Origin of the sequence: Hydrogenophaga sp., assembly GCF_019264445.1 — a bacterium.
In the GTDB taxonomy this organism is placed as follows: Bacteria; Pseudomonadota; Gammaproteobacteria; order Burkholderiales; family Burkholderiaceae_C; genus Hydrogenophaga.
Genome location: NZ_JAHVAB010000058.1, coordinates 97,527 through 116,527, shown reverse-complemented (window position 1 = coordinate 116,527; position 19,001 = coordinate 97,527). Strand labels below are relative to the sequence as shown.

Here is a 19,001-nt window from a genome sequence, read left to right as displayed (position 1 = left end):
AAATCAAAGAGTTGTCTTCGCATTCTCGCTTGACTTCCAGCAGCAGCGCCGATAACCTCCCCCAGATGACGCGCTGGCTCCCTGCCCTTCTGTTGAGTTGCTCTGCCCTGGTGCATGCCGCGCCGGGCAATGGCGCTTACGAAGACATGGACACCCTGCTCAACGACAAAGGTCTCATGGCCCGCATCGGCCAGCAGGTGCAGCACGCCCGTGACACCGTGAGCGAACAAGCCTCCAGCCTGGTGATCAACGCCATGGCCTTCCTCGACGTGCCCTATCGCTATGGCGGCAACAGTGCGGAAACGGGCTTCGACTGCAGTGGTTTCGTGCGCGCCGTGTACGAACAGTCTCTCGGCAAGATCCTGCCCCGGCGGTCCGACGAGCAGGCCGCCGCCACCCAGACCATTGACCGCAGCGAACTCAAGCCGGGTGACCTGGTGTTCTTCAACACCATGCGCCGCGCCTTCAGCCATGTGGGCATCTACGTGGGTGACGGCAAGTTCATCCATTCGCCACGCAGCGGCGCGCAAGTGCGCATGGAAGACATGCGCATGGCCTACTGGAACAAGCGTTTCAACGGCGCGCGGCGCGTCCAGCCCGCAGACGGCAACCCCTGACCCCCGCAAGGGCGGGAACCCCGCCCGCCCTCGCCGAGCGCCCGGCCTCTGATCCACTACTCCATGCGGATGCCGGCGCCCCTGAGTCGCCGGTTGCTGACCCACTCTTCACGAATGAGCCTCGCAAATGCGGCACGGTCCATCGTGGCCGGCAAGTTGTCGGACGCGAGCAGCCGCTCCTGAATGCCCGGCGTCTGGACGGCGGCGTTGATTTCGCCGTTCAACCGGTCGAGCACCGCCGCTGGCGTACCCGCCGGGGCAAACAGACCGAACAACGACGTGATGTTGGCCTGCGGCAGGCCCAGTTCGGCAAAGGTGGGGACCTGCGGCAGCACGGCTAGGCGCTCGGGCGCGCCCACCGCCAAAGGCTTGAAACGCCCTGACTCCATGTAGCGCAACTGTGCGAGCGCCACATTCGTCGACAAGAGCTCGAACTGGCCACCCAGTGCATCTGTCAGCTGCTGCCCGCCACCCTTGTAGGGGATGTGCGTCACCTGAATGCCGCTGCCCATCTGCACCTGCTCCAGCACCAGATGTCCGGCGGTGGCCAGCCCGGAGGTGGCCCACCGCAGTGCGTGCGGCCGCGCCCTCGCCTGTGCCAGCACATCGGCAAACCGCGACCCCGAAAACGCTGGCGTGCCCACGATCACCACTGGCGTGAGCATCACGCTTGCCACCGGGACGATGTCATGCAGCGGGTCGTACCCGACGGTGCCCAGATGCGGTCGCAAGGTGAGCGGACTGACCGCCGAAAAAGCCAGCGTGAGGCCATCGGGCGCCGACCGTGCCAATGCCTGCATGCCCACGCTGCCGCCGCCACCTGCACGATGCTCCACGCGCACAGGCACACCCAGCGTCGTGGTCAGTCGATCCGCCAGCGCCCGTGCCACGCCGTCACTGAGACCACCGGGTGGATACACCACCACGATGCGCAGCCCGGGCATGGGCCACGGCGACTGGGCGGCGGCGTCACACAAGGCAGGCAGCGCCAGCGCCGCGGCCAGCCAGCGCCGGCGAGAAAACGTCATGACGCGGTATCCACGCTGATGCGCGAGGGCGTTTGCGGCTGCGAGCTGCGCGCCGTGTCGCGTGCCATCTTGAGGAAATGGGACACGGGCCCGCTGGCGTCTTGCGTGCGGTAGACCAAGGTCAAAGGTGCATCCAGCGGCGCGCCATCGATCAGCGGCAGATACGCCACCGCGTGCGCGTGCAAGCCGCGCATGGACGCCGGCACCACCGCCACACCCGCCCCTGCAGCCACCAGATTCAGGCTGGACACCATGCGCTCCACTTCGGCCACCACACGCGGGCGAAAACCGCGCGTCTCACAAAGCGCGAGGAGGTTGGCGTAGAGGCCTGGAGCGCCGGGTTGGCGCACCAGCACAAACCCCTCATCCTTCAGCTCCGTCAACTTCAGGGCCTTTGGTCTGCGGCGGGTCGCCAGCGCGTGGTCGCCAGGCAATGCAACCAGCACGGGCTCTCGCAGAAGCACCTCAAACGTCAGGCTGGGTGGCTGCGACACGGGCACACGAATCAGCCCGCAGTGCAGCCGCCCGGCCTCCACCGCTTCCGTGATGCCTGCGGCGTGGTCTTCGCGGATCGACAACGCGATGCCTGGCCACGCCCGCCGGCAGGCCCGCAGGGTTTCGGGTGTGAATGCGTGCGCCGCAGCCGAACTCGTGAAGCCGACGTTGAGTTCGCCCTCTTCACCGCGCGCCACGCGCGCCATGCGCGTGCGCATCGCCTCCATGTCGTCGACCAGCCGCCGGGCCTCCACTTCAAACACCCGGCCTGCATCGGACAAGGTCACGCCTTTGGGATGCCGATGAAACAAGGTCACGCCCAGCGCTTTCTCCAGCGCCTTGATCTGCAGGCTCAGCGGTGGCTGCTGAATGCCCAGGCGCTCGGCCGCGCGCGTCATGTGACCCGCTTGCGCAACCGCGAGGAAATAGCGAAGGTGGCGAAACTCCATATCTTTCAGATATTGAAAATGGCGTTTCAGTATATTTGACGCAAGGTTGAGGTCCGCCTATCGTGCCGTGTTTCGCACCCACACAAGGAGACAAACGTGCACATCCGCCCCCTCGCATGGCTGGCGCTCGCCGCCTTCACCGGTCACATGGGCCTGGCCCATGCACAGCCCACCGACCCGAAACCCCATGCGTGTCCGACCGAGGTACCGACCGGCGCGACATGCCACGTCGGTGAAGACGGCCTCGGTGGGTTCTACTGGATCGCCGTGCCGGCCGGCTGGAAACCGCAGACCGGTGTGCTGGTGGTGCACGCCCACGGCGGCCCCGCGGATACGGGACCCGCCACGCTGGATCGCGGTGAAGAAGACCTCAAGCGCTGGGCCATCACCGTCAAGGCCGGCCACGCGTGGGCGGGGGCCACCTACCGGCGCGGCGGCTTCGGCGTGAGCATGGCCGCTGAAGACACCGAGCGCGTGCGGCGCATCTTCGTCAAGCATTTCGGCCCTCCTCGCCGCACCATCCTGCACGGTCAAAGCTACGGCGCATCGGTCGCGGCCAAAGGCGCCGAGATGTACGCCACGGTCGAGGGCCCCAATGGCCCGGTGAAGGGCCCTTACGACGGCATGCTGCTCACCAGCGGCGTGCTGGGCGGCGGCACACGGGCGTACGATTTCCGGATCGACTTGCGCGTGGTGTACCAGTACGTCTGCAAAAACCACCCCAAGCCGGACGAGCCGCAGTACCCGCTCTGGCAAGGCCTGCCGATGAACGCCAGTCTGACGCGGGCCCAACTGGCCGCCCGTGTGGACGAGTGCACCGGCGTGCGCAAACCCGCCGCCCAGCGCAGCGAACAGCAGAAGGCCAACCTGGCCACGATCGTGAACGTCATCCAGATTCCCGAGCGCTCGCTGATCGGCCACCTCAACTGGGCGACCTGGCTGTTTCGCGACCTGACGCAGCTCCGCCTGGGCAACCGCAACCCGTTCAACAACGCCAACGTCCGGTACCAGGGATCCAGCGATGACGCGGCCTTGAACGCCGGCGTGTTGCGCTACACGGCCGACCCCGTCGCTGTGGCGGAACTGGCCAAGGACAGCGACCCCGAAGGCCGCATCAACATGCCCGTGCTTTCGCTGCACGCCATCAACGATCCCACCGCCTTCGTCGAACTCGAGTCGGCGTACCGCGAGACCGTCGAGCGCGCGGGCAATGGCGCCTTGCTGGTGCAGACCTTCAGCGATGAGTCCGAGCACAGCTTCCTGAGCGAGCCGCAGTACCCGGCGCTGTTCACCGCTTTGCTGCAATGGATCGACAAGGGAGACAAGCCGACGCCCCAAAGCGTGGCCAGCCTGTGCAAAGGCTACGAGGCGGCCTATGGCAACACCTGCCGCCTGCTGCCCGACTACCGCAGCGCACCGTTGGCCAGCCGCGTCGCGCCCCGCTGACCGACGCCCATGAAAAAAAGCCGCCAGCCCGCGAGGGCTGGCGGCTTTTTTGCAGACAGAGGCGGTTTACTTGCGCTGCGGCGGCACGTCCGTGCACGAACCGTGCGCAATCTCGGCCGCCATGCCGATGCTCTCGCCCAGCGTCGGGTGCGGGTGAATCGTCTTGCCGATGTCCACCGCATCAGCGCCCATCTCGATGGCCAGCGCGATCTCACCAATCATGTCGCCCGCGTGCGTGCCGACCATGCCACCGCCCAGGATCTTGCCGTGGCCGTGGGCCTCGGGTGAATCGTCAAACAGCAGCTTGGTGACGCCCTCGTCGCGGCCGTTCGCAATGGCGCGGCCCGATGCCGTCCAGGGGAACAAGCCCTTCTTCACCTTGATGCCCTGCGCCTTGGCCTGGTCTTCAGTGAGACCCACCCAGGCCACTTCGGGGTCGGTGTAAGCCACGCTCGGAATCACGCGGGCATTGAACGCGGCCGCGGCCAGCTCCTTGTTGCCCTGCAGCTCGCCGGCGATCACCTCCGCCGCCACATGCGCCTCGTGCACCGCCTTGTGCGCCAGCATGGGCTGGCCCACGATGTCGCCGATGGCAAAGATGTGCGGCACGTTGGTGCGCATCTGGATGTCGACGTTGATGAAGCCGCGCTCGCTTACCGCCACACCCGCTTTCTCCGCGCCGATCTTCTTGCCGTTGGGCGTGCGGCCCACGGCCTGCAGCACCAGGTCATAGACCTGCGGTGCCGGCGCCGTCCCGCCTTCTTCGGCAGGCGCAAACGTCACTTCGATGCCCGCCGGCGTGGCCTTCGCTCCCACCGTCTTGGTCTTCAACATGATGTTGTCAAAGCGCTTGGCGTTCATCTTCTGCCAGATCTTCACCAGGTCACGGTCGGCACCCTGCATGAGCCCGTCCATCATTTCCACCACATCCAGGCGAGCGCCCAGCGTGCTGTAGACCGTGCCCATCTCCAGGCCAATGATGCCGCCGCCCAGGATGAGCATGCGCTTGGGCACTTCCTTGAGCGCCAGCGCGCCCGTGCTGTCCACGACGCGTGGATCGTCGGGCATGAACGGCAGGCGAACCGCCTGACTGCCGGCCGCGATGATGGCCTTCTTGAAGGCGACCACCTGCTTCTTGCCCGTCTTCTCCTGGCCGGTGGCGCCCGTGGTCTCTTCCACCTCAAGGTGGTTGGCGCCCACGAAGCTGCCGACACCGCGCACGGTGGTCACCTTGCGCATCTTGGCCATGGCCGCCAGGCCGCCGGTGAGCTTGCCGATCACCTTTTCCTTGTGGCCGCGCAGCTTGTCGATGTCGAGCTTGGGCGCGCCGAAGTCCACCCCGAGGTCGGCCATGTGGCTGACCTCGTCCATGACGGCGGCCACGTGCAGCAGCGCCTTGGACGGGATGCAACCCACGTTCAGACACACGCCGCCAAGGGTGGCGTAGCGCTCGACCAGCACGACCTTCAGCCCCAGGTCGGCCGCGCGGAAGGCCGCGCTGTAGCCACCAGGGCCACCACCGAGCACGAGCACGTCGCACTCGAGGTCGGCGCTGCCGCCGAAGCTGGCGGCTGTGGGGGCGGGCGCGGCAGCGGCAGGCGCCACAGGTGCGGCGGCCGCAGCCGCAGGCGCTGCGGTAGGCGCTGGCGCTGCGGCTGCCGCATCGGCAGACTCCAGCGTCAGCACCACACTGCCCTGCTTGACCTTGTCGCCCAGCTGGACCTTGAGCGCCTTGACCACGCCCGCCGCGGAGGACGGGATTTCCATCGAGGCCTTGTCGGACTCGACCGTGATCAGGCTTTGTTCTGCCTTGACGGTATCGCCGGGCTTGACCAGCAATTCAATCACCGAGACTTCGTCGAAGTCGCCAATGTCAGGAACCTGGATGTCGATCAGTGCCATCGTCGTTCCTTAGAGCAGCACGCGACGGAAGTCGCTGAGGATCTGGCCGAGGTACACGTTGAACCGCGCGGCGGCAGCGCCGTCGATCACGCGGTGGTCCCAGGTCAGCGACAACGGCAGCATCAGGCGCGGCTGGAACGCCTTGCCATCCCACACCGGCTCCATGGTGCTCTTGCACACACCCAGAATCGCCACCTCAGGCGCATTGATGATGGGCGTGAAGTAACGCCCACCAATGCCACCCAGGCTGGAGATGGTGAACGTTGCACCGCTCATTTCGGCCGGACTGAGCTTGCCCTCTCGCGCCTTCTTGGCGAGCTCACCCATTTCCTGGCTGATCTGCAGAACGCCCTTTTTGTCAGCGTCCTTGATGACCGGAACCATCAAACCGTTGGGCGTGTCCGCCGCAAAGCCGATGTGCCAGAACTGCTTGTAGATCAGTGCATCGCCGTCGATGGAGCTGTTGAACTCGGGGAATTTCTTGAGCGCGGCCACGCAGGCCTTGATCAGGAAAGCCAGCATCGTCACCTTGACGCCGCTCTTCTCGTTTTCCTTGTTGGTGGAGACGCGGAAGGCTTCGAGGTCGGTGATGTCGGCGTCGTCGTGGTTGGTGACCGCCGGAATCATCACGGCATTGCGCAGCAGGTTGGCGCCGCTGATCTTCTTGATGCGGCTCATCTCCTTGCGCTCGATCGGGCCGAACTTGGCGAAGTCCACCTTCGGCCACGGGATCAGGCCAAGGCCAGCACCGTCGCCGCCGCCACCGGCTGGCGCCTTGGCCACCTGCGCCTTGGTCTGCGTCGCGCCGGCCATCACGGCTTTGGTGAAACCCTGCACGTCGTCCAGCAGGATGCGCCCCTTGGGCCCGCTGCCCTTGACCTCGTCCAGCGGCACACCGAGTTCGCGGGCGAACTTGCGCACCGAGGGAGATGCATGCGGCAGGCCCACGGCGGAGGTGCCCGTGGGGTTGTGGGCAGCTGGTGCAGTTGCCGGTGCCGCAGGCACTGGCGCCGCGGCGGCCTGCGGCGCAGCGGCAGCCGCCACTGGCGCAGGAGAAGACGCAGGGGGCGCTGCCGCAGGAGCGGCCGACGCCACACCTTCCAGAATCGCCAGCAGGTCCCCGATGTTCACGGTGTCGCCCACCTTGACCTTGAGCTCCTTGAGCACACCAGCCGCCGCCGACGGGATCTCCATCGAAGCCTTGTCCGACTCGACCGTGATCAGGCTTTGCTCCACCGCGATCTTGTCGCCGGGCTTGACCAGAACCTCGATCACGGCGACGTCCTTGAAGTCACCGATATCGGGCACACGCACTTCCACAGGGCCCGCGGCAGCAGCGGGCGCTGCAGCCGGTGCGGCAACCGGGGCTGCTTGGGCCGGGGCTGCGGCGGCGGGCGCCGGTGCCGCCGCAGCGGGAGCGGCAGCAGCGTCACCCGCTGCCTCCAGCACCAGCACCACAGAGCCTTCCTTTACCTTGTCGCCCAAAGAAACCTTGAGTTCCTTGATCACACCTGCGGTGCTCGAAGGAATCTCCATCGAGGCCTTGTCGGACTCGACCGTGATCAGCGACTGCTCCGCCTTGACGGTGTCACCCACCTTCACCAGCAGCTCAATGACCGCCACCTCATCAAAGTCGCCGATGTCCGGGACCTTCACTTCAACCATTGCCATGTTGTTGTCTCCGGATTACGCGTACAGCGGGTTCACTTTGTCGGCGTTGATGCCGTACTTCTTGATCGCCTCGGCCACCTTGGCCGTCGGCAACTTGCCCTCTTCGCTCAGCGCCTTGAGTGCGGCCACCACGATGTAGTGGCGGTTGATTTCGAAGTGCTCGCGCAGCTTGCTGCGGAAATCGCTGCGGCCAAAGCCGTCGGTGCCCAGCACCTTGTAGGTGCGGTCTTTTGGAATGAACGGACGGATTTGCTCCGCGTAATTCTTCATGTAGTCGGTGGAGGCGATCACGGGGCCGGTGGTGGCGCTGAGTTGCTGCGACACGAACGGCACACGGGGCGTCTCGGTCGGGTGCAACAGGTTCCAGCGCTCCGCGTCCTGGCCATCGCGGGTCAGCTCGTTGAAGCTTGGGCAGCTCCACACGCCGGCGCTCACGCCCCAGTCTTTCTCCAGCAGCTCCTGCGCCGCGATGCTTTCGCGCAGGATGGTGCCGCTGCCCAGCAGTTGCACTGTCGGTGCCGTTTTCTTCAGCGCCGGAGCCTGCTTGCAGTAGTACATGCCCTTGATGATCTGCTCTTCGGTGCCGGGTTGCAGGCCAGGCATGGCGTAGTTTTCGTTCAGCAGCGTGAGGTAATAAAAGACGTTGTCCTGCTTCTCGACCATGCGTTTCAAGCCGTGGTGCAGGATCACCGCCACCTCGTGCGCGAAGGTCGGGTCGTAGCTGATGCAGTTCGGAATCGTGCCGGCCAGGATGTGGCTGTGGCCGTCTTCGTGCTGCAGGCCTTCCCCGTTGAGCGTGGTGCGCCCCGAGGTGCCGCCGAGCAGGAAGCCGCGCGCCTGCATGTCGCCCGCCGCCCAAGCCAGATCGCCAATGCGCTGGAAGCCGAACATCGAGTAGTACACATAGAACGGCACCATGATGCGGTTGCTGGTGCTGTAGCTGGTGGCCGCCGCGATCCAGCTGCTCATGCCACCGGCCTCGTTGATGCCTTCCTGCAGGATCTGACCCGCCTTGTCTTCCTTGTAGTACATCACCTGGTCTTTATCGACCGGGGTGTACTGCTGACCTGCCGGGTTGTAGATGCCGATCTGGCGGAACAGGCCTTCCATGCCGAACGTGCGGGCTTCGTCCACCAGGATCGGCACGATGCGCGGGCCCAAAGCCTGGTCGCGCAGCAGCTGCGTCAGGAAGCGCACATAAGCCTGCGTGGTCGAAATCTCGCGGCCTTCGGCCGTGGGCTCGAGCACCGCCTTGAACGTTTCAAGCGAAGGCACGGTGAAACTTTCGTCGGCCTTCACACGGCGCTTGGGCAGGTAGCCGCCGAGGGCTTGGCGGCGCTCGTGCAGGTACTTCATTTCCGGCGTGTCGTCTGCCGGCTTGTAGAACGGGATCTTGGAGAGTTCGCTGTCCGGAATGGGCAGGTTGAAGCGATCACGGAAGATTTTGATGTCTTCGTCGGTCAGCTTCTTGGTCTGGTGGACCGTGTTCTTGCCTTCGCCCGACTTGCCCATGCCAAAACCCTTGACGGTCTTGATCAGCAGCACAGTGGGCTGGCCCTTGTGGTTCACCGCCTTGTGGTACGCCGCGTAGACCTTCTGCGGGTCATGGCCGCCACGCTTGAGGTTCCAGATGTCGTTGTCGCTCAGGTGAGCGACCATCTCAAGCGTCTTCGGGTCGCGTCCAAAGAAATGCTTGCGCACGTAGGCACCGTCATTGGCCTTGAAAGCCTGGTAGTCGCCATCCACCGTGTCCATCATGATCTTGCGCAGCGCACCGTCCTTGTCGCGCGCGAGCAGGTTGTCCCACTCGCTGCCCCACAGCAGCTTGATCACGTTCCAGCCCGAACCACGGAACTCACCTTCGAGCTCCTGAATGATCTTGCCGTTGCCGCGCACCGGACCGTCCAGGCGCTGCAGGTTGCAGTTCACCACGAAGATGAGGTTGTCGAGGTTCTCGCGTGCGGCCAGGCTGATGGCGCCCAGCGACTCCACCTCGTCCATTTCACCGTCGCCACAGAACACCCAGACCTTGCGGTTCTCGGTGTTGGCAATGCCGCGGGCGTGCAGGTACTTCAGGAAGCGCGCCTGGTAGATCGCCATCAGCGGGCCCAGGCCCATCGACACCGTAGGGAACTGCCAGAACTCGGGCATCAGCTTCGGGTGCGGGTAGCTGGAGAGACCCTTGCCGTTGACTTCCTGACGGAAGTTGAGCAGCTGCTCCTCGGTCAGGCGGCCCTCGAGGTACGCGCGGGCGTAGACGCCGGGCGACACGTGGCCCTGGATGTACAGGCAGTCGCCACCGTGGTTTTCGCTCTCGGCGTGCCAGAAATGGTTGAAACCCGCGCCAAACATGTGGGCGAGCGACGCAAAAGAACCGATGTGCCCACCGAGGTCTCCGCCGTCTTCGGGGTTGTGTCGGTTGGCCTTGACCACCATCGCCATGGCGTTCCAACGCATGTAGGCGCGCAGACGCTCTTCAATTTCGATGTTGCCGGGGCAGCGCTCTTCCTGGTCCGGCTCGATCGTGTTGACGTAACCGGTGGTGGCCGAGAACGGCAGATCAATGCTGTGCTGGCGGGCCTCTTCAAGCAGCTGCTCGAGCAGGAAATGCGCCCGCTCGGGCCCCTCGCGCTCGATCACGGCGGCCAGCGCCTCCATCCACTCACGGGTCTCGTTGGAATCTGCGTCCGTCTTGCCACGGCCGTTGAGAGCGTCATTCGCTGACATGTTGTCTCCTGTTGGTTTGAATTGAGCTTACGGACCTCTATCCGCACTGTCACTGATTTTTCCACAAAAGCTTTTCATTTTCAACATATGCTTTTGTTTTTTGCATAATGAAATATCAAGGTTTCGAGCGATGGCCACATCGGTGCATCCCACCGCAGCGCGCGAGGCAACCGCCCCCGCTAACCACAGGCTCACGTAGACTCACGGGTCCATGATTTCGCTGCCCTCCACGCCCCCCCAGAACAGCCCGACCGTACCGGTCGCCTGGTGGAAGCGATGGTGGCGGCGCCTGCCGCCATCGAGGCAGGACCGCTTTGCCACGCTCGGCCCCTTGCTGGCGGTGCTGCTGTTTCTGTCGGCCATTGCCGTCGCCATCACCTACCTCCGTTACGAGGAACTCGAGCGCGAACAGGAAGCCGTCACGCGCGACGTCGAGTACGCGCAGCAACGCTTGCGACTGCGACTGCTGGAACGCCAGGAGCAGCTCATGCGTCTGGCGCGCGAAGTGGGCAACAAGGAAATTGAGAACGACGAATTCGAATTCCAGGTCGAGTCGCTGGTGAGCCAGTTTCCCGAGCTGCTGGCCATCAGCTGGGTGGACGGACGCCGCAATGTGCTGGCCAGCTACGCCTCGCCAAGCGCCCCCTCCGCCCTGGTGCGCCCGGTGGGCAGCGTGCTCTCTCCCGGCGAAACCGATGGCACCTTCGACCTCGCTCGCGATCTGCGCCAGCCGATCTATTCGCGCCCCCTGGGTGAAGACGCCCGCAACGCCACGTTGATGCTGCATGTGCCACTGAGCGAGCAAGGCCGCTTTGCGGGCACGATCATGGGCGAGTACTCCGTCGACGGGCTCATGCGGTTCGGCATTCCACCCGAGATCATGGCCCGCTACGCCGTCGCCCTGGTGGACGACCGCAACCGTGTGCTCGCCGGCAGCTTGCAAACCCCCACCACCGTGCTGCGCCTGCTGCCGTGGTCCAACCCGCCGCTCGAACACGAAGTGCCCGTGTCGCCAGTGGGCAATGGACTGATCTTGAAGGCGCAGGGCTACCGCACGTCTCAAGACATCGTGGGCAGCGGATTCTTCTGGGTGATTGGCGCACTCTCGGCGCTCACGGTGTGGATGCTGCTGGGCACCTGGCGCCACACGCGCAGGCGTGTGCAGGCACAGCAAGCGCTCGTGGCCGAGACCAACTTCCGTCGTGCGATGGAGAACTCCATGCTCACGGGCATGCGCGCCCTGGACATGCAGGGCCGCATCACCTACGTCAACCCAGCTTTTTGCTCGATGACGGGGTGGACGGAAGGCGAACTGGTGGGGCGCACGGCCCCGTTTCCCTACTGGCCCGAAGAAGAGCACGAGCAGCTCGCAGCGCGCCTGGAAGACGAGCTGCGCGGACGCTCGACGCCGGGCGGATTCGAAGTGCATGTCAAACGACGAGACGGCAGCATCTTCGATGCGCGCATGTACGTCTCGCCGCTGATTGATCCCAAGGGGCATCAGACTGGGTGGATGACCTCCATGACGGACATCACCGAGCCCAAGCGCATCCGCGAGGAACTCTCGGCCTCGTACGAACGCTTCACCACCGTGCTGGAATCGCTGGATTCGGCCGTGTCCGTCGCACCCTTGGGCAGCGACGAAATGCTCTTCGCCAACAAGATGTACCGCTTGTGGTTCGGCACGCGCGGCCAGGGGCACCGCCATCTGGTGGACCTCGCGGGAAACCAGCCCTCCCCCAGCCCCGACGACGGCGATGCGGTCGATGCATTCGCCGGCATGCCCACCGAGACACTCACCGACGCCGGCGCGGAAAACGCCGAGGTGTTTGTCGAGGAACTCGACCGTTGGCTGGAAGTGCGAACCCGTTACCTCACCTGGGTCGACGGCCGTCTGGCGCAGATGGTCATCGCCAGTGACATCACACCGCGGCGCTATGCAGAGGAACAGGCCTCGCGCCAGGCCGAACGCGCACAGACAGCCAGCCGGCTGATCACGATGGGTGAAATGGCATCCAGCGTGGCCCACGAACTCAACCAGCCGTTGACCGCCATCACCAACTATTGCAACGGCATGATCTCGCGTGTGAACGAGCAGCGCATCAGCACCGATGAGCTGCTGGGCGCACTGGAGAAAACCTCGCGGCAGGCTCAGCGCGCGGGCCAGATCATTCAGCGCATCCGTGCGTTTGTGAAACGCAGCGAACCCAATCCCACGGTTTCCGATGTGGCGCAAATGGTGAGCAATGCCATTGAACTGGCGGACATCGAACTGCGCCGCCACCAGGTTCGGCTCTCGCCTTATGTGGCAGCGCGCTTGCCGCAGCTCATGGTGGATCCGATCCTGATCGAGCAGGTGCTGATCAACCTGCTCAAGAACGCTGGCGAGGCCATCGCACAGGCTGCGCGCGCGCCAGGCGAGCGGTATGTAGAGCTTCGCGTCGGCCCTCGCCACCAGGACGGTGTCGACGTGGTGGAGTTCTCGGTGCGAGATTCCGGCAACGGTGTTCCCGATGAAATGATCGAGCGCATCTATGAAGCCTTCTACAGCACCAAGAGCGAAGGCATGGGCATTGGCCTGAAGCTTTGCCGCAGCATCGTCGAGTCGCACCATGGCCGGATGCAAGTTCAGAACATCTACAATGGCGCGGAGGTGGTGGGCTGCTGCTTCAGCTTCTGGATCCCCGTGATCTCGCGGCTGCAGAACCACAGCGCCGCGGCTGGGCCCGCCACAGAGCCGCTGACGGACACTGAAAGAGCGAGATGAGTTTGATCCCCAAAAAAGGCAGCGTCTACGTGGTCGACGACGACGAGGCGGTTCGCGACTCACTGCAATGGCTGCTCGAAGGCAAGGATTTCCGCGTCCGTTGCTTCGAATCGGCAGAAGCGTTTCTGAGCCGCTATGACGCGCGCGAAGTGGCCTGTCTCATCGCCGATATCCGCATGGGCGGCATGACGGGCATGGAGCTTCAGGACCGCCTGATTGAACGGCAATCGCCTCTGCCCATCGTTTTCATCACGGGTCATGGCGACGTGCCCATGGCGGTGGAGTCAATGAAGAAGGGCGCACTGGATTTCATCCAGAAGCCCTTCAAGGAAGACCAGTTGGTGGCGCTGGTGGAGCGCATGCTGGAGCACGCGCGTGAAGCGTTTGCCACGCATCAACAGGCCATCAGCCGAGATGCCCTTCTCTCCAAACTCACCAGCCGGGAAGCCCAGGTGCTCGAACGCATCGTCGCTGGCCGTCTCAACAAACAGATCGCCGACGACCTGGGCATTAGCATCAAGACCGTCGAGGCCCACCGCGCGAACATCATGGAAAAGCTGGGTGCCAACACCGTGGCAGATCTCCTCAAGATCGCGTTGGGGCAAACGCCAGCCAAGGCCTGAACGGCACGCACCCGGACCACCGCATCCCCTGACGCCCGCCGCAACCTCGGCGGGCGTTTGCATTTCAACCGCACACCCATACGCAACATGACCGCCCAACTCATCGACGGCAATGCCCTCTCCCGCCAACTGCGTGCCGACGTCAGCGCACGCGTGACCGCGCTGAAAGCCAAGGGGATCACACCCGGCCTGGCGGTGATCCTGGTGGGTGACAACCCCGCGTCGCAGGTGTACGTGCGAAACAAGGTGAAGGCTTGCGAAGACACCGGCATGCACTCATTGCTTGAGCGCTGGCCCGCCAGCCTGAGCGAAGCCGAACTGCTGGCGCGGGTGGCAGCCCTCAACAGCGATGCCTCCATTCACGGCATCCTGGTGCAGTTGCCCTTGCCCGCTCACATCAACGCGCAGAAGGTGATCGAAGCGATCGCGCCGTCGAAAGACGTGGATGGCTTCCACATGGCCAGCGCGGGCGCCCTGATGACCGGCATGCCCGGCTTCTGGCCTTGCACACCCTATGGATGCATGAAGATGCTGGAGAGCATTGGCTACGACCTCAAGGGCAAGCACGCTGTGGTGATCGGGCGCAGCAACATTGTGGGCAAACCCATGGCGCTGATGCTGCTGCAACAGAACGCCACAGTCACCATCTGCCACAGCGCAACGCAAGACCTCAAGGCCCTGACGCTCCAGGCAGACGTGATCGTCGCCGCAGTGGGCAAGCGCAACGTGGTCACGGCCGACATGGTGAAGCCGGGAGCCGTCGTCCTCGATGTGGGCATGAACCGCAACGAAGAAGGCAAGCTGTGCGGTGATGTGGACTTCGACGGTGTGAAAGCGGTGGCGAGCTGGATCACCCCGGTGCCGGGCGGTGTGGGTCCGATGACCATCACGATGCTGATGGTCAACACGCTGGAGTCGGCCGAGAGCCAACTCAGCTGAGGCGTTCAGGCGGGTGTCGACGCGGCTGCGCGGCTGAGCCGCCAGAGCACCACACCAGCGCACAGCCACTGGCCGAACACCATCGCTGTGCCCATACCGTGCCACAGGCGCAAGCTGCCGCCGCTGGCGCGCGCGCTCACGATGTGCGGCGCAACACCAAACTCCTGCATGAGCGCCAGCAACATGGCAAAGAGCACGATGCCCAGCGTGGTCAGGGTCGGGCCGTCGGGACGACCACCTTGCTCATTGCCGCGACGCAAAACCATCAGCAGCAAGACGCCGAGCACGAGACCTGCATAGCACTGCAAAGAGAACAGCTTCGCCGCCACGGGACCTGCAACAGCCGGGCTGCCCAGCTGCGCAAACAGGACAGGCACCGCCAGAAAACTCAAACCGGTGATGCCGCCCCACCACAGCGCGGCGACCAGGATACCCAGCCTGTGCGAGCGCATCGGCGTCACGCGTAGCGCACGGCCACAATTTCGAAGCGCTTGATACCGCCCGGCGCCTGCACTTCTGCGACATCGCCCTCTTCCTTGCCAATCAGCGCACGTGCAATGGGGCTGCTGATGTTGACCAAGCCCAGCTTCAGATCGGCCTCATCCTCGCCAACGATCTGGTAGGTGACGGCGGCACCACTGTCCTCGTCTTCCAGTTCGACTGTTGCGCCGAACACCACCTTCCCGCCGGCATCAACAGAGGTTGGGTCAATGATCTGGGCGGCTGAAAGCTTGCCCTCGATCTCAGCGATGCGACCTTCGATGAAACCCTGGCGGTCCTTCGCCGCGTCGTACTCCGCGTTCTCGCTCAGGTCACCCTGGGCACGAGCCTCGGCGATGGCGTTGATCACCCATGGGCGGTCCACCGTCTTGAGACGATGAAGCTCCTCCTTGAGCTTTTCGGCGCCGCGTTTGGTGATGGGGAGAGTGGCCATGTGAATGCTCCTGAGCCCGCGCGGACGACGTGCGTCCCGCGTCAATAAAAAAGGAAACCGCCGAGCGTTGCCGGTCGGCGGTGTACTGCGAACATTATGCCCCGACCCGGCCAGATGGCTCAAGCCGGGCAGCGCGCTCAGGTGATCACAGCTGCGCGTGCATCTCTTGCACCGAGATCACGCCCAGGCTGTCCAGATACTTCATCCCCTCGACCGCAGCCTCAGCACCCGCAATGGTCGTGAACGTGGTGACCCGGGCCAGCAAGGCCGAGGTGCGGATCGCACGCGAATCGGCGATGGCATTGCGGCGCTCTTCCACCGTGTTGATCACCAGCACGATGTCGCCGTTCTTGATCGCATCGACGATGTGCGGACGACCTTCCGTGACCTTGTTCACCGTTTGCACGGCAACGCCCGCTGCGCTGATGGCCGCTGCGGTGCCCCGCGTCGCCACCAGCTCAAAGCCCATGTCGACAAGCTGGCGTGCGACATCCACAGCACGGGGTTTGTCGCCATTCTTCACCGTCAGGAACACCTTGCCCGAAGTAGGCAAGCGGGTCCCAGCGCCGATCTGGCTCTTGACAAAGGCTTCGCCAAACGTCTTGCCCACACCCATCACTTCACCCGTGGACTTCATCTCCGGGCCCAGGATGGTGTCGACACCGGGGAACTTCACGAAGGGAAACACCGCTTCCTTGACACTGAAGTAAGGCGGAGTCACTTCGGCGCCAATGCCTTGCGCGTCGAGAGACTGCCCGGCCATGCAGCGGGCCGCCACTTTGGCCAGCTGAATGCCGGTGGCTTTGGAGACGAAGGGCACCGTGCGCGAGGCGCGCGGGTTCACCTCCAGCACGAAGATCACATCCCGCTTGACGCCGTTCTCCTCCACCTCCTGGATGGCGAACTGGACGTTCATCAAGCCCACCACGTTCAAGCCCTCGGCCATGGCGGCGGTCTGGCGCTTGAGCTCGTCCACCGTGGCCTTGCTCAGGTAGTAAGGGGGCAGCGAGCAGGCGGAGTCGCCGCTGTGCACGCCCGCCTGTTCGATGTGCTCCATCACACCGCCGATGAACACACGACCGGTGTGGTCGCGCACCGCGTCCACGTCGCATTCGATCGCGTCATTGAGGAATCGATCAAGCAACACGGGCGAGTCGTTGCTCACCTTCACCGCCTCGCGCATGTACCGCTCGAGGTCACGCTGCTCGTGCACGATTTCCATGGCACGACCACCCAGCACATAGCTCGGGCGCACGACCAGCGGGTAGCCCAATGCCGCCGCCTTTTCCAGTGCCTCTGGCTCTGCACGTGCCGTGGCGTTGGGCGGCTGACGCAGTCCCAGCGTGTGCAGCAGCTTCTGGAAACGCTCGCGGTCTTCAGCGGCGTCGATCATGTCGGGGCTGGTGCCAATGATGGGCACACCCGCGGCCTCGAGCCCCAGTGCGAGCTTCAGCGGCGTCTGACCGCCGTACTGCACGATCACGCCCACGGGCTTTTCCTTGTCCACGATTTCCAGCACGTCTTCGAGGGTGAGGGGCTCGAAGTACAGGCGGTCGCTGGTGTCGTAGTCGGTCGACACGGTTTCGGGGTTGCAGTTGACCATGATGGTCTCGTAACCGTCCTCGCGCATGGCGAGTGCCGCGTGCACGCAGCAGTAGTCGAACTCGATGCCCTGCCCGATACGGTTGGGACCACCGCCCAGCACCATGATCTTTTTCTTGTTCGTCGGCTCAGCTTCGCACTCGCCGTCACCGTGGCCTTCGTAGGTGGAGTACAGATAGGCCGTGTCGGTCGCAAACTCCGCAGCGCAGGTGTCTACACGCTTGTAGACCGGGCGGATGTTCTCGGCAATGCGGCGCTCGCGCACAGCCTGGTCGTTCGTCTTGAGCAGTTTGGCCAGACGGCGATCCGAGAAGCCCTTCTTCTTCAGGCCACGCAGGGTGTCGGCATCGATCGCGGCCAGACTCGTTTTCTCCAGCGCAAGCTCAATCTTCACGATCTCCTCGATCTGCACCAGGAACCAGGGATCGATCTTGGTGAACTGGTGCACCTCTTCGAGCGTCCAGCCTGCAGCAAACGCGTCACCCACGTACCAGATGCGGTCGGGGCCGGGCTCGCCCAGCTCACGCTCCAGCGTCTCGCGGTCCTGGGTTTTTTCGTTCATGCCGTCCACGCCCACCTCCAGGCCGCGCAGGGCTTTCTGGAACGATTCCTGGAACGTGCGGCCCATGGCCATGACCTCGCCCACGCTCTTCATCTGCGTGGTCAGGCGGCTGTCGGCGGTGGGGAACTTCTCGAATGCAAAACGCGGAATCTTGGTGACGACGTAGTCAATCGAGGGCTCGAAAGACGCGGGGGTGGCGCCACCCGTGATCTCGTTGCGCAATTCGTCGAGCGTGTAGCCCACGGCCAGCTTGGCTGCGACCTTTGCGATGGGGAAACCTGTGGCCTTGGAGGCCAGCGCGGATGAACGCGACACACGCGGGTTCATCTCGATGACGACCATGCGGCCGTCCTTGGGGTTGATCGAGAACTGCACGTTGGAGCCGCCGGTGTCGACACCGATCTCGCGCAGTACCGCCAGGCTGGCGTTGCGCAGGATCTGGTATTCCTTGTCGGTCAGCGTCTGCGCGGGTGCCACGGTGATCGAGTCGCCGGTGTGCACGCCCATGGGATCCAGGTTTTCGATCGAGCAGACGATGATGCAGTTGTCCGCCTTGTCGCGGACCACTTCCATTTCGTACTCTTTCCAGCCGAGCAGCGACTCTTCAATCAGCAGCTCGTTGGTGGGCGAGGCTTCCAGGCCGCGCTTGCAGATGGTCTCGAACTCTTCGGGGTTGTAGGCAATGCCTCCACCGGTACCGCCCAGCGTGAAGCTGGGTCGGATCACCACCGGGAAGCCCACCGTTTTCTGCACTGCCCAAGCCTCTTCCATGCTGTGCGCAATGCCCGAGCGCGCGGACCCCAGACCGATTTTGGTCATGGCGTCCTTGAACTTCAGCCGGTCCTCGGCTTTGTCGATGGCTTCAGGCGTGGCACCAATCAGCTCCACGTCGTACTTGGCAAGCACGCCATTGCGCCAGAGGTCAAGCGCGCAATTGAGCGCCGTCTGCCCGCCCATGGTGGGGAGGATGGCAAATCCACCCTGGGCCAGCGGACGCTCCTTGGCGATGATCTTCTCGACCGTCTGCCAGGTGATGGGCTCGATGTAGGTGACGTCGGCCGTGGCCGGGTCGGTCATGATCGTGGCGGGGTTGCTGTTGATCAGCACCACCTTGTAACCCTCTTCGCGCAAGGCCTTGCAGGCCTGCACGCCGGAGTAGTCGAACTCACAGGCCTGGCCGATGATGATCGGGCCAGCGCCAATGATGAGGACGGTTTGTATGTCGGTTCTTTTGGGCAT

At 64.2% G+C, this 19,001-nt stretch carries 13 protein-coding genes; 5 read left to right on the top strand and 8 right to left on the bottom strand.

Going from position 1 to position 19,001, the window contains the following annotated elements:
• The first annotated feature begins 65 nt into the window (after positions 1 to 65).
• Complete coding sequence (locus KXJ60_RS11485) at positions 66 to 617, top strand: C40 family peptidase (RefSeq protein WP_291127323.1); 552 nt, start codon at positions 66 to 68, stop codon at positions 615 to 617.
• 56 nt (positions 618 to 673) lie between these two features.
• Here KXJ60_RS11485 and KXJ60_RS11480 read toward each other — a convergent pair whose 3' ends face one another.
• Positions 674 to 1,645: a tripartite tricarboxylate transporter substrate binding protein gene (locus KXJ60_RS11480; protein ID WP_291127319.1), complete on the bottom strand. Its 972-nt coding sequence runs from the start codon at positions 1,643 to 1,645 to the stop codon at positions 674 to 676.
• Positions 1,642 to 2,589: a LysR family transcriptional regulator gene (locus KXJ60_RS11475; protein ID WP_291127316.1), complete on the bottom strand. Its 948-nt coding sequence runs from the start codon at positions 2,587 to 2,589 to the stop codon at positions 1,642 to 1,644. Before KXJ60_RS11475 ends, KXJ60_RS11480 begins: the two co-directional genes overlap by 4 nt.
• A gap of 96 nt (positions 2,590 to 2,685) precedes the next feature.
• Between KXJ60_RS11475 and KXJ60_RS11470 the strand changes: the two genes are divergently transcribed.
• Entirely contained in the window at positions 2,686 to 4,035 is a 1,350-nt protein-coding gene (locus KXJ60_RS11470) for a hypothetical protein (protein WP_291127313.1), read from the top strand.
• A 66-nt stretch (positions 4,036 to 4,101) separates the two neighbouring features.
• On the opposite strand, the gene lpdA is transcribed toward KXJ60_RS11470, so the two are convergent.
• From lpdA to aceE, 3 genes are read right to left on the bottom strand one after another with little or no spacing between them, the layout of a single operon-like run.
• Entirely contained in the window at positions 4,102 to 5,937 is a 1,836-nt protein-coding gene (gene lpdA / locus KXJ60_RS11465) for a dihydrolipoyl dehydrogenase (RefSeq protein WP_291127310.1), read from the bottom strand.
• 9 nt (positions 5,938 to 5,946) lie between these two features.
• Entirely contained in the window at positions 5,947 to 7,608 is a 1,662-nt protein-coding gene (aceF, locus tag KXJ60_RS11460) for a dihydrolipoyllysine-residue acetyltransferase (RefSeq protein ID WP_291127307.1), read from the bottom strand.
• 15 nt (positions 7,609 to 7,623) lie between these two features.
• Entirely contained in the window at positions 7,624 to 10,335 is a 2,712-nt protein-coding gene (gene aceE, locus KXJ60_RS11455) for a pyruvate dehydrogenase (acetyl-transferring), homodimeric type (protein ID WP_291127305.1), read from the bottom strand.
• 211 nt (positions 10,336 to 10,546) lie between these two features.
• On the opposite strand from aceE, the gene KXJ60_RS11450 reads away from it, so the two are divergent.
• The 3 genes from KXJ60_RS11450 to folD all read left to right on the top strand — a co-directional run bounded on the left by KXJ60_RS11450 (position 10,547) and on the right by folD (position 14,664).
• Positions 10,547 to 13,102: a PAS domain-containing sensor histidine kinase gene (locus KXJ60_RS11450; RefSeq protein WP_291127303.1), complete on the top strand. Its 2,556-nt coding sequence runs from the start codon at positions 10,547 to 10,549 to the stop codon at positions 13,100 to 13,102.
• Positions 13,099 to 13,725: a response regulator transcription factor gene (locus KXJ60_RS11445; protein WP_291127300.1), complete on the top strand. Its 627-nt coding sequence runs from the start codon at positions 13,099 to 13,101 to the stop codon at positions 13,723 to 13,725. The genes KXJ60_RS11450 and KXJ60_RS11445 overlap by 4 nt, the downstream gene beginning before the upstream one ends.
• Positions 13,726 to 13,812: 87 nt before the next feature.
• Complete coding sequence (gene folD, locus KXJ60_RS11440) at positions 13,813 to 14,664, top strand: bifunctional methylenetetrahydrofolate dehydrogenase/methenyltetrahydrofolate cyclohydrolase FolD (RefSeq protein WP_291127297.1); 852 nt, start codon at positions 13,813 to 13,815, stop codon at positions 14,662 to 14,664.
• A 5-nt stretch (positions 14,665 to 14,669) separates the two neighbouring features.
• Here folD and KXJ60_RS11435 read toward each other — a convergent pair whose 3' ends face one another.
• From KXJ60_RS11435 to carB, 3 genes are all read right to left on the bottom strand, one after another.
• Complete coding sequence (locus KXJ60_RS11435) at positions 14,670 to 15,116, bottom strand: DUF4149 domain-containing protein (protein ID WP_291127295.1); 447 nt, start codon at positions 15,114 to 15,116, stop codon at positions 14,670 to 14,672.
• A 5-nt stretch (positions 15,117 to 15,121) separates the two neighbouring features.
• Complete coding sequence (gene greA, locus KXJ60_RS11430; protein ID WP_291127292.1) at positions 15,122 to 15,598, bottom strand: transcription elongation factor GreA; 477 nt, start codon at positions 15,596 to 15,598, stop codon at positions 15,122 to 15,124.
• A 145-nt stretch (positions 15,599 to 15,743) separates the two neighbouring features.
• On the bottom strand, positions 15,744 to 19,001 hold the full coding sequence (gene carB, locus KXJ60_RS11425; RefSeq protein ID WP_291127289.1) for a carbamoyl-phosphate synthase large subunit: 3,258 nt from the start codon (positions 18,999 to 19,001) through the stop codon (positions 15,744 to 15,746).